Source organism: Alteromonas confluentis, assembly GCF_001757105.1.
Lineage (GTDB): Bacteria > Pseudomonadota > Gammaproteobacteria > Enterobacterales > Alteromonadaceae > Alteromonas > Alteromonas confluentis.
The window spans coordinates 238774-254637 of sequence record NZ_MDHN01000015.1; the positions used below are offsets into that span (position 1 = coordinate 238774).

Genomic DNA, 15864 nt, shown 5'->3' on the forward strand with positions numbered 1-15864 from the left:
GTAAAAAAGTTAGGTCTTTTTTGTAACGCTACGCCAAAAGACTAGATTGACAGCGTTTAGCAACCATAATTTGCTTTATAACGTAAGATAAGTAACTGACATAACTTGCCAAATCTCCTATTGGTGACATTTATGCATAAGATGACAAAGGTGCCTTCCTTGTGTCGTCATGCACGCTATAGATTCCCGCCTATACCTGCGTATTCTGTTTTATACCTAAATATTTTTCTGATGCTCTAAACCTTTACTAAACGCGCTGTTAAGCAATCGTTCATTCATAGTAAATTCCGAGGTTTTCCATGGCACTGAAAAAAAGCACTGAGGCCAGCCCGGCCACACCAGCCGTAAGAGTTGACGCGAAACTACGCAGAGAAGCAGAAGAGCAGCGAAAAAAAGCCCGCACGCTCGCCAGACAACAACAAGCTGCCGAACGGGTAGCGACTGCGACGGCTGAACTGGCCAGTGGCATCAGTCAGTCTGCCAGCGCGACCGATCAGTTGGGTACTGCCATCAATGAAATTGCTGCCGGTGCTGAGGAGTCCAGCAGTGCGAGTCAGGAAAGTCTGGCGGCGATTACTCAGATTTCTTCATCACTTAAATCTCAGCTTACCTTATCCGGCCTGACGCTGGACAAAACCAATTTGTTACAGACCTTCGTAGACCGTGTAATGGGCAACCTCGGCAATATGATGGATAGTGTAAAAACAGCTTCTGAACATCAGTCACGCTCTGTAGTCATGATGAGCGAATTGGAACAGCAAGCGTCTAATATTGGTGAGGCTGTTAAGCAGGTAACCCGCATTGCCGACCAGACCAACTTACTTGCACTAAATGCAGCAATCGAAGCCGGACGCGCCGGTAAGCACGGTAAAGGCTTTGCAGTAGTGGCTGATACGGTGCGTGCTCTGGCTGAAGTATCGGACAAGAGCGCTGCCGACATCGCCATGCAAATCGAGCAAATTCAGCAGCAGTCAAATCAGGTTTCTGACGCAGTAAAACAATCATCGCAAGCCGCGTTGGAAGAAGTGACAAAAGGCGAAGCGGTAACCAGTCAACTGACCAAAATCAAAGAAGATATGCAGATCATTGCTAACGGCTCTGAATCACTGCAGACCAAAATCCGCGAAATGGATAATGCCGCTAAAGAAATCCAGGCAGGGTCTGAAGCCATTTCCTGTGCTGCTGACGAACAGTCTTCTGCTGCCCAGGAAGTGTCCAGTAACATTTCAGAGCAAAGTAGCGCTCTGTCACAAGCTGAGCAGGCTGCCCAGTCTCTGGAAATTATTACTGAAGAGCTGAAAAACAGCACCGACATCAATAAAAGCGCGGAAGAAGTTGCGTCCTCGGCAGAAGAGTTATCTGCAAGCATGGAGGAAATCAGCCGCTCAACCACAGAAATATCCACGGCTCTGAATCAGATTAACAACGGTGCGCAACAGGCAGCATCAGCGGTTGATCAGGCGGTGAGTAATATCGACACCCTCCGCGATGGTGTGGCGGAAGCCTCTGCTCAGTCTGAAAACGCGCTTACCCGTGGCGGGGCGATAACAGAACTGCTGAAAGAGAACCGCGCACTTATTGAAGAAATGGTGGAAGGCATCAATACCGCACTGGAAACCAGCAAATTGAACGTATCAGCCATTACTGATATGGAATCAATGACCCGCACTATCGACAAAGTTATCGATACCATCACCACCGTGTCAGTGAAAACCAGCATGCTTGCCGTTAACGGTGCTGTGGAAGCAGCCCGGGCGGGTGAATATGGAAAAGGTTTTGCCGTGGTGTCTGCCGATATTCAAAGCCTTGCCGATGAGGCCGCTGAGAATGTTGAACAAATCAAAGATCTCATCAAAGCCATCCAGGATCAGACACAAAATGTAAAAACTGACCTGACCAACGTGGCAGAAAGTGCCTACCGTGAAGTGCAAAAAGCGAAGCAAACCACTGAAGACATCGCCGGTATAGCAACCGATATAGCAGAAGTGCTTTCTTACAACAAGGAAATGCAGCAAGCCGGTGAAGAAATTGCAGCCGCTGTAGCCCAGGCGCAGAAGGGCCTGGAGCAAATTGCCGCAGCGAATGAACAGGCCAGCAGTAACTGTCAGCAGGCATTGTCTGCCGCAGAGCAGCAGACCAAAGGTGTAGAAATCCTGGCCCGCTCTATTGAGGAAATCTCCTCTGTCGCTGATGAAATGCAAAACAGCTAAAGCCGGTTGATTCAGAGTTAAAGGTGAGGTGAGACCATGCAAGAAATGGAAACTCAGGAAATTACCGCGACAGACACCGAGCTGCAGTTTGTTTCTTTCCAGATTGGAAAAGAGAAATTTGCATTTCCGATGCAGTCTGTTGGCGAAATTATACGTGTACCCGTGATGGTTGGGGTTCCGCTGGGGCCCCACCAGATGATGGGACTGGCAAACCTGCGGGGTAACGTACTGCCGGTTTACGATTTACGGGCTATTTTGTTGTCGTGTTCAGCGGAACAAACTGAAACATCCCGTGTTGTCGTTGTGGAGTCAACACTCGGTATGACGGGCTTTCTGGTCGACAAAGTAAACCGTGTTTACAGTGTACCGAAAGACACCGTGGTTAATGACAAACAAGGCGATTCGTCAATTTCTTATGATTACCTGCAAGGGTTAATTAAGCAAAAGAACGAACCGCTGGAGCAGATCCTCAATGTTGAAAACCTGGTGCAGTCACAGTTAACCGTTAGCCATAAAAAAGACGGTTCTGGCCTGCAACTGCAGCAAAACCGTACCGGTTCGCAAGACAACAACAGCGAAGCCGAAGATGATTTGCAACAACTGGTTTGTTTTTCCATAGCCGGACAAGAATTTGCTTTTTATCTCCATGATGTGGGTGAGATTGTGCGCGTTCCCGACGACATATCTGCCTTACCCGACAGTAATCCTTCGGTACTTGGTCTGGTAAATCTGCGGGGAAGAATTATTCCCATCGTCGATCTGGCCATGAACCTTGGCATGCAGCCCTGCGAAATGAACGATGCTACTCGCATCATCATTGTTAACTGCAGCGACAGCAGCCAGTCTGCTGTGGGCTTTGTGGTAGCAAAAGTCAGCAATGTGGTGAGTATATCACCGTCGGCGCTGGAGCCTGTTCCGTCTATGTGTAACGACGGATATACCGATGGTGCGCTGGAAGCAGTGTACCGTGTGGAAGGCACCAAGCGGCTCATTTCTATCGTTAACTTGCACAGCGTTTTCCAACGCTCGCTAAGCCAGGCGCTGAGCCAGGTTGATTTACAAGATGAGGTTTCTGATATGGCTAATCAGGACGAAGGGGTGCTGACCGAAGAAGATTATGCTCAATACGTGATCTTCTCCATTGCAGGACAAGAGTACGGGGTCAGCATCGAAGATACCCAGGAAATAACACGCATTCCCGACAAGTTGGAAAGTGTGCCCAATACACCGGACTATCTGCAAGGCATTGTCAATCTGCGCGGCACGGTACTGCCTGTGATTGATTTACGCACGCGATTGGGATTACCCAAAGCGGAAGCCACTGACCGCCAGCGCATTGTGGTGCTAACCCGCAATAAGCAAAAAACCGGCTTTATTGTGGACGGCGTGGCAGAAGTTAAAACTGTCATTACCGATTCTATCGAAGATGCGCCTTCACTGTCTGATGAGCAAACCGAGCTGTTAAACAAGCTTATCAAGCTCAATAAAGAGCAACGCATCATTCAGCTCATCGAGCCGTCGGTACTGCTGAACGACAACGATATTGCAAAAGTAAACGGAGGTTAACGGGAAGATGGCAGTCAAAGTATTAGTGGTAGATGACTCTGCCTTGATGCGGAAACTGTTCACACAGGTTTTCACTGCACGGGGCTATCAGGTTGACTCAGCCCGCGATGGCGAGGAAGCACTGATGAAATCAGCGGCTTTTAAACCTGATGTGATTACTCTAGATATCAACATGCCGGTGATGGATGGTTTGACCTGTCTCAGCCTGCTAAGAAAGTTTCATCAGTGTCCGGTGCTGATGCTGTCATCGTTAACGCAGAAAGGTGCATTAGTGACACTGGAAGCGCTGGCGCTGGGAGCGGCAGACTTTATCTTAAAGCCCGGTGGAACAGTAAGCGCGGATATTAGTGACATTGAAGATGAGCTGATTTGCAAAATAGAAGCGCTTACTGCAAATGTTCGGCGAACGGCTGCACCGTCAAAGCCCGTGCACACGCCACAGCAAACGGCAGCGGTAAAAGCAACGGCAGCGCCGGTAAAAAGCGGCAAGGTTCAGGTGGTGATGATTGGTGTATCCACCGGTGGACCACGCAAACTTGAGCAGATTTTGTCTCAGTTGCCGGCCAGCTTTCCCTGCCCGGTAGTTGTGGCACAGCATATGCCAAAAGCGTTTACTGCTGCACTGGCGAAAAGGTTGAATGATTTATGCCCTCTTGAAGTGGTGGAAGTCAGCAGCCGTATGCCATTAGAAACCGGCAAAGTATATATCGCAAAAGGGGATGCAGACCTGTCGTTCGTTAAAAACCAGAACACGGTGTTTGTCAGACCCATCCCGGCCAGTCCGAATTTTCTCTGGCATCCCAGCGTGGATCGCATGGTGGAGTCGGCCCTGGGCTGTTTCGACGCCAAAAACATGCTGTGCGTACAGCTTACCGGCATGGGGTGCGATGGCGTGGCTGCCATGTCTAAGGCCTACAGCAGAGGCGCTGTGACCATTGCAGAGAGTGAGGCAACTGCAACCGTATTTGGTATGCCGAAAGAACTTATTCAGGCGGGGTGCGCCAGTCATGTACTTGACAGTCACGCCATCGCGCAACGTATTAATCATTTGTGTAAGCAATAGGAGTACGCCATGGGACTCAGAAAAAGCCGAGGTGAATCTGCCGCTCAGGCAGATCGCCGTCAAAGCAGCAGAGATCTCACGTCTCTTATTGACGATCTGCAAAACGAAGCTGCTGATGTACGGCGCTGGGCCGCCCGTGATCTTTCAAACAATCTTGAGGCGCGCAGGGCTTTACTGGATCGCATCGATGTTGAGCATGAGCCTATGGTACTCGAAGCGTTATTCAGTGCAATCGAAGACATGTGTGACGAAGAGGTTGCCGGTGAGGTCTTGATTAAGCTGAAGTCTGAAGATGCGCAGGTTCGCAATGGCGCCATAGAGTTGCTGCAAAACAAACCTGTGTTATTTGCCAGCCATGTGAATGAGCTGTTGAATGACGAAGACAGTGATGTACGCATTTTTGCTGTGGACGTCATTGGCGCGATTCGTCATCCAGATGCCGCGTTATGGTTACACGACGTTGTGTTGAACGACAAAAACATCAACGTGGTCGGCACCGCAATCGACAAGCTTTCAGAAATTGGTAACAGCGAAACCCTCGATGTGCTTGAAAAGGTCTCGGCGCGCTTTTCGAACGAAGCCTATATCCAGTTTGCGATCCAATGTGTTCGTCATGCCGTTGCAGGAGACGAAATATGACCAGCATTGGAGCCGCAGCGGCGGCTGGGGAAATATCTGACGCCGATTTCGACCGTTTTCGTTCGATGTTTTACCGGAAAACCGGTATTTATTTCGAAGATTCAAAACGTTACTTCGTCGATAAACGCTTAAAAGAGCGTATGAAACAAACGGGTCATACGCTGTTTAAAAGCTACTTCACATTTATGCGTTTTCAGGCATCAGGGGACGAACTGCAAAGCTTAGTCAACGCGATGACGGTGAACGAAACCTATTTTTTCCGCGAAGATTATCAGTTTGAAACCATGTGCCGCCATTTGATGGACGAACTGGATGATATGCGCCCGGCTGGCGAAGATTTAAGGATATGGTCAGTACCCTCAAGTACGGGTGAAGAACCGTATTCTATTGCCATCTACTTACTGGAGTACTGGAAAGGTTTGGAACATCGCGATGTCGAAATTGTGTCATCGGATATCGATACCAGCGTTTTAGAGCATGCTAAGCGAGGCATCTACTCTAAGCGTTCAGTGCAGAATATCCCTCTCACCATGCGTCAGCGCTATTTTACCCAGCATGGTAACGAGTTCCATCTTTGCAGTGACATTAAAGACTCGGTCACTCTTTGCCTGGCAAATATTCTCGGTGCAGAAGTACCTGGCCGCTTCCGCTCATTCGACCTGATTTATTGCCGCAACCTGCTGATCTATTTTGATGATGATTCGCGACGCAGAGCAGCACAGGTGCTGTATGACGCATTAAAGCCCGGTGGCTATATTTTCTTAGGTCACAGTGAATCAATGAGCCGCATTTGCTCGCTGTTTAAAGTGAAAAAATTTGGCGATGTTATCGTTTATCAAAAGCCCACTAATGAGGGAGCGTTCAGATGAAAACTATCATGATAGTGGATGATGCAAACACCGTCAGAACTTACCACAGAATGATTGTTGCCAGTGCACAACGTCAGGTAGAAGAAGCTGAAAACGGCGTCGAAGCGCTCGAAAAAGCCATGGGTAAGCAAATCGATCTGTTTATGGTAGACGTGAACATGCCCAAAATGGATGGCTACAGACTCTGTCAGGAAATCCGTCGTGACGACGCGCTCAATCAGGTACCGATTATCATGATCAGTACGGAGTCGCAGGCTGGTGATGCCACCAAAGCGTTTGATTGCGGGGCTAATTTTTACATGACAAAGCCGGTAGACGGCACCACGTTAAATGACATGGTGTCTCTGATGCTGGGAGAAGAATAGTATGAGCGAGCTGTTAGATACGTTTATCGGAGAGTCCCGGGAAAACCTGGAGTCGGCCAGTCAGGAACTGATCACGTTGCAAACCAACGGGTACGATGCGAAGGCTGTTGATACGATTTTTCGTGATATTCACACGATCAAAGGTTCGTCTGATTTATTCGATATTAAACCTCTGACACGCTTAGCCCATGCTTCTGAAGATTTGCTCGACTGTTTGCGTGCCTCGGAGATCCCGTTCTCCGATGAATTAGGTGATGTATTACTCGAAAGTTTCGATCAAATCAGTACTTTCTTTGACGAACTCGAGGCCGGTACACATCAACTCTCCCAATGGGAGGGCGTATCTGCTGAGTTGGCCGGTCGGTTAAGAAACTTTATGAACACCACAGACGCCCCTTCTGGCAATGAGGCTACTCAGCCTGTGGAGAATGCTGTTGAAGCTCCTGCGGGCATCGCAGCGCCAGTCGCCGCGTTACCGGAAACTGCCGCCAACTGGTTGTCATCAATGTCGGATACGGCCCGGCTTACACTGTTTTTTAAATCGCAGGAATCTACCAGGCTACATTATTTTCATTACACGCCGGATGCGGACTGTTTTTTCCGTGGAGAAGACCCATTCAATGTCAGTCTGGCGACACCGGGGTTTATTACCCATACCATCACGCGTAAATCGCACGTTGAAGGCCCTGAAGATGTCTTCCTGTGTCATCTGGATATCCTGCTGCTAAGTAGTGCCGACTGGGATTCGCTGTCGTCACACTTTGCTTATTATGAAGGGCAGTATGAGCATACCCAAATCAGTGCCGAGCAGGTGTATCAGCAATGTGCGCCACTAATAAGCCAAATTCTGAATGAAGAAGAAGTAGAGACACTGGCGCAGGCATTAGAAAATGAAGGGCCTGAACAAATCGCCAGGATCTGTAATTTTGTTTGTGCATCCACGAATCCTGATTCAGCGGTATGGCAATTCTGCGCGGGTATCGAGCGGCTCACTGAAAACCCAGCAATGCTCAGCGCATTCTGTCAGTGCTTGTTTGCAACGCCTGACACTGCACAGACCGAAGAAACGCCGGTTGCTGATGACGTTAGCGAGGAATCCATTGCTGAAGCTGCCCCCACGCAGCCTGCAGAAAGTGAAGGGCTGTCTGAAAATGCTCTGGCCATGCTTAAGCAGCAGGAAACGGTATTAATTAGGCTGATCGATGGTCGAGGAAATCAGGGAGCGTTGGCATCGATAAACTTGATTGTGAGCCGTATCCTCAACCTTGATATTGTCGACAGAACCCCGGAAGATCTCTTGCGCGTCATCGCCAGTGAGGGCGAGCAGAACGACAGTCAGGAAGCGCCAGATGCAACCGACATTCAAGCGCCTGCTGTTGCCGATACAGAAGCGCCCGTGGCCAGCGAACAGGCTGCGGCCATTGATGATGTCAGTGCCAGTGCGAATAAACCTGTCGCTGAAGCGACGCAGGCTGAGCCGGCAGAGGCTAAACCTGAACCTGTCAGTGAAACGTCGGCGAAGCCTGCAGAGCGTCAGGTACCTCGCACATTAAAAGTGAATCAGGAAAAAATTGATTACCTGATGGATCTGGTGGGCGAACTGACGGTAGCAAAAAACTCGTTACCTTATTTGGCAAGACAAGCTGAGGAAGATGGCGGCAGTCGTAAGCTAAGCAAACAAATTAAATCCCATTTCACTATTGTGAATCGTCTAACCGAAGAACTACAAAGTGCGGTTCTACAGATTCGCATGGTTCCGGTATCGCATGTGTTCCAACGATATCCTCGTTTGGTGAGAGATTTAGCCCGCAAGCTGAATAAGAAAATCGAGCTGGAAATGCAGGGGGAAGATACCGAGTTCGATAAAAATCTCATCGAATCGCTGTCGGAACCGCTCATTCACTTGTTGAGAAACAGCATTGACCACGGTATTGAGGCGCCCGCCGACAGGCTCGCAGCAGGCAAAAATGAATCTGGCTGTATACAGCTAATTGCAACGCCACAAGACGATAACGTCGTTATTGAGATCCGCGATGATGGTAAAGGGATCGACCCGGCAAAAATAAAAATGCTGGCCTACCAGAAAGGCGTTATTACTGAATCGCAACTCGAATCGATTAACGATGAAGAAGCCCTGCAGCTCATTTTTGCGCCCGGTTTCTCTACCTCCGAGCAAGTTTCAGATTTATCGGGTCGTGGCGTGGGTATGGATGCCGTTAAAACCATGGTGACGCAGGCCGGCGGTCATATCGAAATGCAGTCTGAAGTGGGCAAGGGCACACAGTTTCGTCTGGTGTTGCCGCAAACCATGTCTGTGAACCGGGTCATGATGTTCGAAGTGAATGAGCAAATGTTCGGTGTAAGTATGGACAGCGTTGTGGAAACGGTGAAAGTGCGTCCTGATGAAATTCAGCAAATCAAAAATCATCAGGTTCTGGTTATCCGGGACAAGTTGGTCCCCCTTCACGACCTGCGCGAATATTTAGGTTTCGAATTACAAACGCAAAATGTCGAAGAGCAGTCTATCCTTGTAGTAAATACCGGAAATGGTGATATGGGGTTAGTTATCGATAAGTTTCATGAAGGTATTGATGTAATTCAGAAGCCTCTGGAAGGTGTGATGGCTGGTTACTCCCACTTCAGCGGTACTGCTTTACTTGGCGACGGACGTGTTTTGCTAATCGTTAATGTACCGGAGTTACTGTCATGCCGATAATCTACAAACAAAAAGTTGCTGTTCTGGACGGAAACTGTGAGGTGGATCTTGCAGAAGAACTCGATGCCTGGTTAGCGGAAAATCCTAAACGACAACTCAATCTGAAAAGTCTGACCCACGCACATACTGCGATTTATCAGGTGATGATTAAGCATGGCATATCGGTTTCGGTGTGGCCTGCAGATGATCAGGACTGGCACTGGTTAAAAGTGGCCATTGATAGCAAATTGTACGATGAAGAGACGAACCCATGAGTGATGTGTTGGTAGTTGCGAATCGAAAAGGCGGCACAGCGAAAACCACCACCGTGGTGAACCTGGCCTATGCATTAAGTGAGCGTGGCGCGAGGGTGCTGGTCATCGATTTGGATAATCAGGGCCATGTTGAATTTGGTTTCAGTGCGGGCGATGCCCAGAGCAACCAATTAACCATGCCAGATTGGCTAAGTAGCTTCGAAGAATTCAAAGGCGTTTTCTGTTACAGCGATAACATTCAACTCGTTTTAGCCCATACCAATAGTGCATTTGATGAGTCAGCCTACAAACTCGACAGATTCAGTTCTATGTTCGACGCCATCAGTAGCACAAATCAGTTCGATATTATTCTGGTGGATACACCGCCGACCCTTGGCCCGCGCTTACTTTCAGCTCTGGCGGGGGCAAACAAAATTGTCATACCGGCTGAACCTACGCCACTGGCATCAGATGGCGTGAACAAGCTACTGAACGCTTGCATGAAGGCGATTCAAAATAAACATTTCAGAGCCACAACCATCGATATTTTACCTGTGATGGTTGACGGCAAATTGCGAATTCACCGGCAGACGCTGGGGCTTTGGCAACAAAAATTCGGTGCGGGGAGAATTCTTCCTGCAATACGCCGCAACGTTAAAGTGGCAGAGGCATTTGCGGTGCATTTGCCGGTGTTTGAATATGCACCGCTATCCGCCGGGGCAGAAGACTACCGTTGCCTTTGTGACAGACTATTCTCATAGAAAAGAGGTGATCAATGAAGACCATCCATTTGGTAGACGATTCAGCCACTATGCTGATGAGTATGGAAATGCTACTTAAACGTGCGGGCTATGATGTTATTAAGTCTGAGAACGCCGAAGTCGCACTCACAATGTTACAGACTGCTACACCTAAATTAATTATCACAGATTTAAACATGCCAGGTATGAATGGCATTGAGTTAATCAAAGAGATTAAGAAAAACAGCAAGTTTCGGTTCACGCCTATTCTTATGTTAACCACTGAATCTCAACAAACTAAGCGTGAGGAAGCCAAACGCGCTGGCGCCACTGGATGGCTGGTAAAACCGGTCGAACCTGATCAATTGATAGCCGTTGTAAAACAATTGGTGCCGTAGGAGGCTTTATGATTAATTTGCGAGAAACAGGGCTTGAAGTAATTGCGCGGTTACGTCGTTCACAGCGACTCAATAACCCAACTGTGCAAGCAGTATTACTCTCAGTACTGGGAGCCGTATTTGCGTTGTCTGGTGTGGTGGCGGTAAACGTGTTCACCAGCGCGCAATTCTCAGTAGGTGTTGCTGTTGTTTGTAGTCTCGTAACCAGTGCTTTCTGGATTGGTAAGCAATTACTTACCAGTGAAAATTCTAATAATGCCGAACTTGAACAGGCGCTTGCAGAAGCAAATGATTACCTCGATATGACGTCTGCGCAGTTGCACACCACCCATAAACAGGTGGATGAATATGCTGCAATCTTAGGCGGTCAGATCGATGGTATTTCCAATATCACGGAAGAGGCTTCTGTCGACCTGATGAGTGCGTTGTATCAGATTGAAGAAGTAATTCACAACGGCATCGACAGTATCGAAATGTCTCAGCGCAATACGGCCTCGTTCAAAGAGGAAAGTGCTGCAGAACTTGAAGATGCGAACCAGCGGCTAGAAGAAATTACCCAGCTAATACACAGCCAGCAAGAGCACGACAAGGCACATACTGCGGCGATTCAGGAAGTGCTCGGTGAAATTGATAAACTGAAAGAGCTGACTGAGCTTGTAAAAAATATCGCTTTCCAAACAAACTTGCTTGCACTCAATGCAGCTATTGAAGCTGCCCGAGCCGGTGACTATGGTCGCGGGTTCGCCGTGGTGGCAGAACAGGTAAGAACCTTGTCTTCACAATCTTCTGAAGCCGCAGAGAAAATTGAAACAGGCATTCGCTCAGCGATGGAAACTGCCAGGGTGCATGGTGAAAAGTTATTATCTACCAATCAGAGCCAGGAAACCTGCGATCTTTTGACTTCATTCTCCGGTTCTTTGGCCAATATGACAGATCATTATCGTAGGTTGGAAGAGTTTAGCCCACGTATGCTGAGTTGCTTTAGTGGTGTGGCGAAAGATATTGCAGGTAAAGTGAGTGGGGCGATAGGAAAGATTCAGTTTCAGGACATTATCCGGCAGCGAGCTGAAAACGTAAAACTGGAACACGAGGCCCTGGTGAGTCTTTTCGGACAGTTTTCAGAGTACATCGATGGACGCAAAGCCTTTGATGACTCGTTCAACCTGAGTACCGCTGAAATGTTTGAAAAGTATGTGATGGAAGATCAGCGTCGTATACATTTTGACTTGGCGAATTCTGATGGTGAAAAGCGCGAGGTCGTTGAAGAGACCCGTGAGCCAAAAATAGAACTCTTCTAATCCAGACACTACGCTTTTTATCTAGGCAATATTCAGACAAACAATGCGACCGTGCTGCATGCCGGTCGCTGTTTCAATCAGCCACACTCTCGTCTTTATTACCATTGCACTGTTGGCATCTCAACGAGCCGCTACTCGCAGTAGCATGGACTTCTACATCAAGCGACCGTTTCCTTTTATAAACTCACCTTTGTCACCCCTTCAACTAGCAAAAAAGTGTGATGAATATTTCGCATTCTCTAAAGGTTAATTGACATATCACCGGATATTCTACGGGCAAAAAACCCAGCGATAAGTGTCTATTTTTACTGCAGATGTGTAATTGGTGACATTTGTGACTGTTTTGTGCTGGCAAGGTAAGCGGTAGTTTTGCGAAATAAAACCAGAATGCATTTCATACAATGTTATCTCAATTAATACATTATTTCCGCCCAAAGTGGCTCATGCTTAAGTCGTGCAAAGGCTGGCAGCTTCTCTTCCGGGTTTTGGAGAGCTGCCAGACTTTTGCAATACGTTTCACCATTATTACGGTAGTAGGAGGACTTCATGAGTCAGAATTCAAAACGCGCAATACCAAAGCACGACGAATTTCAGAAAGTCAACGAAGAACTGGAGCAGTTGTTAACACAGCTTCGTCAGTCCTGCGAATCCGTAAAAGAATGGGCGGAAGATGATTTACTCAATCAATTGAGCGAAGCCATTGCCGGTTTACCTGAATGCGATGTGGACGATGCTGAGGCGGTAAAACAACTATTATTTCCACAAGGGAAAAAAATATGTCGTGGAGAAGTTACCGCTGTTTTGTTTGAGCAACTAAACTCAGAGAGTATGCAAATGCGCCGGGCCGCTATTCAAGTTGTAAAACTTCAGCCGCTTTTGCTCATCGACTATGTGAGTCCTATGCTTTATCACGATGATGTTGAAGTGCGTAAACTAGCCATCGAACTGGTGTTGTTCTGTGAACGGGATGAAGCGTGCTATTGGTTGCACAGTATCGTGCTGGAAGATCAGAGTGAGCAAGTCGTGGGTCGGGCCATTGAGGCGCTATGTGAGACAGGTAACAGCCTAACGCTACCATTACTTAATCGCGTAGCAGCACGATTCCACTATAGCGACTATATTCAATTTGCAGTGGCTTACACGCGGCAGTCTTTAATTAGTAAAGCCTGGCTGCTGGGAATCAAAGGTGAATAATGTCTTATCCGTTTCAGATTAGCGGATGTAGGCTAAGGGGTAAACATGGGCGAACTCAAGACGAGCATTATTGCACAGGCAATGCGCAACCTCGCCCAGGCACGACAGTGCCTGTCAACATTGGAATCTGATAACCCATCGCTGACAGCCTCCTCGTCAGTCATTAAACATACAGAAACCCTTACCACGCTGTCAGCGCTACTGTCATCCGACGTCATGAATACGCTTACACAGTTCGCTACAGAGGTGCTAAAAGCGCTACAAAACGGCGAATTACTTTATACCGACGAGGTCCATGATGTGCTTTGTCAGGTATTTGATAGGCTGCAACTGTTTCTTGAGCAATGCGACGGGCCAGATTTCGACGAACCCACTTTTCTTCAGCAGGCTGAAGCTTTGTGCGGGCAAGCTGATGAAGCTTTAGAACCCGTCAGAAATGCTGCCCGCGCAAGCCTCGATAATTTGGATAGTGCTGCAGAAAATCATGTAGAGCCATTACCTGATTTTCTTAACGCATGGCTGGCCGGATGTCATAACAAACTTCTGTGCGACGCGCTTTTTACTTCCCTTGCTCACGATAAACCCTTGCAAATTGTAATTTATCGGCCTGATCCAGATTGTTTCTTTCGTGGCGAAGATCCGTACGCCGTTGCCAGCGCCTGCCCAGGATTTATTGGTCAGCGCATAAAAGCGAAACCTTATATCGAGGGGCCAGAAGATGTGTTCCTCTGTCATTTGGATATGTTTATTTTCACCATTGGCGACGAGGACGAACTGGTTAACTATCTTTCGCCGCTGTATGAGCAAGTGGAAGTGGCAACAGTGTCTGTTTACCAGCTTTTTCCTTTTTGTAACCACATCATCAGAGAGGCATTGCTTACTGAAAAAGCGGAATACCTCAACGATATGTTAGCGCTGGAAGATGCCCAGCAGGTTGCGTGCGCCAGCGGCCTACTTTTCAGTGAATATGAAGATTGCGCACCGCTGAAAGTGGTTTATGCAGGGATCGAACAATTGGCCCTTGACCCGGCTTCACTTGAACGATTCTTGTATCTGCTTTCTTTTAACCCTGAACCCGCAGAGGCAGAACGGGCAAAACTGATGGCGGTTAACGCGATTGATGGTGAGCCGGTTACGCCAGTATCAACAGAACAATCTCACATTGCGTGGCGACAGGAAACAAAGGCATTGCTTGAAAAGCAGAAATGGCTGACAGAATTGATGTTGGCAAATGAACAAGACGTGAGCGCGCTGGCGCATATTCAGTGTGCACTGGCGGAAGCAATACGACGGCATTTAATCCGTAATTGAAATCATTCGAAGGTCACTTCGCCAAAGCAGAACAATGTTGTTCGGTAAGGTGACCTTTATAATTTAATCTGAAAATTAGAACTCGATACGATCTGACGTCGAAAATGCCACGTCGAGTTTGTGGTACGCCGCTTCATTCACAAAGTGAGGATAGGTTTCTTTTTCTCCATCCCACACATAATCAGAACCATCGAATCCGCGGAACATGGGGGCGCCAGGCAAGAGTGGGATGAAATCCTGATCCTGAATGCTGTGGTGGATCATGGCTTTTCGCATGCCGTCTTCATCGAGGGGGAATTTGAGTTCATAGCCAAGACGGAAAGCTTCACAAGACGGTAGTTCATTCAGAGCGGCGTCCTGATTGTTCCAGGCCACACAAAAATCCAGGATGGCTTCCGCCATGGTGAGCGTTAACTGATAGACATCTTCCCGCAGCACACCCTGAGGTTGTGCGCCGACTTCTATCATCACCCCTTTTTTGCCCACTGTGCAAAGATAGCCGTGATCAGCAAATGCTTTTTCGTCTTCAACAAGAATGTTGGCTTCAGGCATGGCTTGCTTTACGAAACGTGCCAGCTTCACATTGAAATCATCATTTTCCAGTATAATCAGAGTGGCGCCCATGTTGCTGGTGGTGTTATGAATATCAATAAAGAAATCTGTACGTGTATTGCCTTTAGGACCGAATTTCTGGTTCAGTTCCTTGGCCAGAACCGCTTCACGTGCCGGATTGTCTCCCGCAAGACGCTCAGTAGTAAACTGGCGATTTAGATCTTCATCTAAGAAACGTACGTTTGCCGCTATCGCAGCTGTATTCGCCAGTGAGCAATCGACATTAAGGGAAGAAAAACGGGAAGGCAGGCCGAATTTTAGCCAGTCGCGAATAAGCTGGATGCCACTGGTTTCATTGCCGTGTGTGCCACCCGTCAAAGTAATGGTATTAAGCATAATGGGTTGGTGACCTCATCTGTAGAAGGGAAGTGCGTTGTCGGCTTCCCAGGAAATCAGCCGGACAGGGCAGGGCGATCAAAGCTTGAAAAAGTCGTCCTGCTGCTGGCTCAGCATTGCTTCTATGTCTTCAATGTCCGGAAGACCCGGAGGTGTATCAGAATGTTGTTTAGGGCCGGGGATTGAGCGGTCTTCAACCGCCCATTCGCCAAGGTCGATAAGCTGACATTTTTTTGAGCAAAAAGGGCGGTGTTCACTTTTTTCCGACCATTCCACGTCAGCACTGCAAATAGGACATTTCACTTTCACAAGTA

At 48.0% G+C, this 15864-nt stretch carries 15 protein-coding genes; 13 read left to right on the forward strand and 2 right to left on the reverse strand.

From position 1 onward, the window contains the following. Nucleotides 1-299: 299 nt before the first annotated feature. The 13 genes from BFC18_RS07980 (at nt 300) to BFC18_RS08040 (ending at nt 14602) form a co-directional block, all read left to right on the forward strand. The gene (locus tag BFC18_RS07980; protein WP_070125014.1) at nt 300-2210 is read left to right on the forward strand and encodes a methyl-accepting chemotaxis protein; all 1911 of its coding nucleotides are present in this window, start codon (nt 300-302) and stop codon (nt 2208-2210) included. 36 nt (nt 2211-2246) lie between these two features. Then, a complete protein-coding gene (locus tag BFC18_RS07985) occupies nt 2247-3776 on the forward strand; it encodes a chemotaxis protein CheW (RefSeq protein ID WP_070125016.1) in 1530 nt (509 codons plus the stop codon). A 7-nt stretch (nt 3777-3783) separates the two neighbouring features. Beyond that, nucleotides 3784-4839, forward strand: a complete 1056-nt coding sequence (gene cheB, locus BFC18_RS07990) for a chemotaxis-specific protein-glutamate methyltransferase CheB (protein WP_070125018.1) — start codon at nt 3784-3786, stop codon at nt 4837-4839. Nucleotides 4840-4848: 9 nt separating this feature from the next. After that, nucleotides 4849-5478, forward strand: coding sequence for a HEAT repeat domain-containing protein (locus tag BFC18_RS07995; RefSeq protein ID WP_070125019.1), 630 nt, complete (start codon nt 4849-4851; stop codon nt 5476-5478). Then, the gene (locus tag BFC18_RS08000) at nt 5475-6347 is read left to right on the forward strand and encodes a CheR family methyltransferase (RefSeq protein WP_070125021.1); all 873 of its coding nucleotides are present in this window, start codon (nt 5475-5477) and stop codon (nt 6345-6347) included. Before BFC18_RS07995 ends, BFC18_RS08000 begins: the two co-directional genes overlap by 4 nt. Beyond that, entirely contained in the window at nt 6344-6712 is a 369-nt protein-coding gene (locus tag BFC18_RS08005) for a response regulator (RefSeq protein ID WP_070125023.1), read from the forward strand. Before BFC18_RS08000 ends, BFC18_RS08005 begins: the two co-directional genes overlap by 4 nt. Before the next feature lies 1 nt (nt 6713). Further along, nucleotides 6714-9428, forward strand: a complete 2715-nt coding sequence (locus tag BFC18_RS08010; RefSeq protein ID WP_070125025.1) for a chemotaxis protein CheA — start codon at nt 6714-6716, stop codon at nt 9426-9428. Continuing rightward, nucleotides 9419-9682, forward strand: coding sequence for a hypothetical protein (locus tag BFC18_RS08015; protein WP_070125027.1), 264 nt, complete (start codon nt 9419-9421; stop codon nt 9680-9682). Before BFC18_RS08010 ends, BFC18_RS08015 begins: the two co-directional genes overlap by 10 nt. Next, nucleotides 9679-10422: a ParA family protein gene (locus BFC18_RS08020; protein ID WP_070125029.1), complete on the forward strand. Its 744-nt coding sequence runs from the start codon at nt 9679-9681 to the stop codon at nt 10420-10422. The genes BFC18_RS08015 and BFC18_RS08020 overlap by 4 nt, the downstream gene beginning before the upstream one ends. Before the next feature lie 14 nt (nt 10423-10436). Next, a complete protein-coding gene (locus tag BFC18_RS08025; protein WP_070125032.1) occupies nt 10437-10799 on the forward strand; it encodes a response regulator in 363 nt (120 codons plus the stop codon). A gap of 8 nt (nt 10800-10807) precedes the next feature. Then, the gene (locus BFC18_RS08030; RefSeq protein ID WP_070125033.1) at nt 10808-12097 is read left to right on the forward strand and encodes a methyl-accepting chemotaxis protein; all 1290 of its coding nucleotides are present in this window, start codon (nt 10808-10810) and stop codon (nt 12095-12097) included. Between the two features lie 546 nt (nt 12098-12643). Continuing rightward, nucleotides 12644-13291, forward strand: coding sequence for a HEAT repeat domain-containing protein (locus BFC18_RS08035; protein WP_070125034.1), 648 nt, complete (start codon nt 12644-12646; stop codon nt 13289-13291). A gap of 45 nt (nt 13292-13336) precedes the next feature. Further along, the gene (locus BFC18_RS08040; RefSeq protein WP_070125036.1) at nt 13337-14602 is read left to right on the forward strand and encodes a hypothetical protein; all 1266 of its coding nucleotides are present in this window, start codon (nt 13337-13339) and stop codon (nt 14600-14602) included. 75 nt (nt 14603-14677) lie between these two features. Here BFC18_RS08040 and BFC18_RS08045 read toward each other — a convergent pair whose 3' ends face one another. Then, on the reverse strand, nt 14678-15550 hold the full coding sequence (locus BFC18_RS08045; RefSeq protein ID WP_070125037.1) for an aspartoacylase: 873 nt from the start codon (nt 15548-15550) through the stop codon (nt 14678-14680). A gap of 78 nt (nt 15551-15628) precedes the next feature. Beyond that, nucleotides 15629-15859 (reverse strand): DNA gyrase inhibitor YacG, encoded by a 231-nt coding sequence (yacG, locus tag BFC18_RS08050; RefSeq protein WP_070125038.1) that lies wholly within the window; start codon nt 15857-15859, stop codon nt 15629-15631. Nucleotides 15860-15864: the final 5 nt, after the last annotated feature.

Coding starts and splice junctions, on each gene's coding strand:
- BFC18_RS07980 (WP_070125014.1), top strand. CDS start 300: ATGGCACTGAAAAAAAGCACTGAGGCCAGCCCGGCCACACCAGCCGTA.
- BFC18_RS07985 (WP_070125016.1), top strand. CDS start 2,247: ATGCAAGAAATGGAAACTCAGGAAATTACCGCGACAGACACCGAGCTG.
- cheB (WP_070125018.1), top strand. CDS start 3,784: ATGGCAGTCAAAGTATTAGTGGTAGATGACTCTGCCTTGATGCGGAAA.
- BFC18_RS07995 (WP_070125019.1), top strand. CDS start 4,849: ATGGGACTCAGAAAAAGCCGAGGTGAATCTGCCGCTCAGGCAGATCGC.
- BFC18_RS08000 (WP_070125021.1), top strand. CDS start 5,475: ATGACCAGCATTGGAGCCGCAGCGGCGGCTGGGGAAATATCTGACGCC.
- BFC18_RS08005 (WP_070125023.1), top strand. CDS start 6,344: ATGAAAACTATCATGATAGTGGATGATGCAAACACCGTCAGAACTTAC.
- BFC18_RS08010 (WP_070125025.1), top strand. CDS start 6,714: ATGAGCGAGCTGTTAGATACGTTTATCGGAGAGTCCCGGGAAAACCTG.
- BFC18_RS08015 (WP_070125027.1), top strand. CDS start 9,419: ATGCCGATAATCTACAAACAAAAAGTTGCTGTTCTGGACGGAAACTGT.
- BFC18_RS08020 (WP_070125029.1), top strand. CDS start 9,679: ATGAGTGATGTGTTGGTAGTTGCGAATCGAAAAGGCGGCACAGCGAAA.
- BFC18_RS08025 (WP_070125032.1), top strand. CDS start 10,437: ATGAAGACCATCCATTTGGTAGACGATTCAGCCACTATGCTGATGAGT.
- BFC18_RS08030 (WP_070125033.1), top strand. CDS start 10,808: ATGATTAATTTGCGAGAAACAGGGCTTGAAGTAATTGCGCGGTTACGT.
- BFC18_RS08035 (WP_070125034.1), top strand. CDS start 12,644: ATGAGTCAGAATTCAAAACGCGCAATACCAAAGCACGACGAATTTCAG.
- BFC18_RS08040 (WP_070125036.1), top strand. CDS start 13,337: ATGGGCGAACTCAAGACGAGCATTATTGCACAGGCAATGCGCAACCTC.
- BFC18_RS08045 (WP_070125037.1), bottom strand. CDS start 15,550: ATGCTTAATACCATTACTTTGACGGGTGGCACACACGGCAATGAAACC.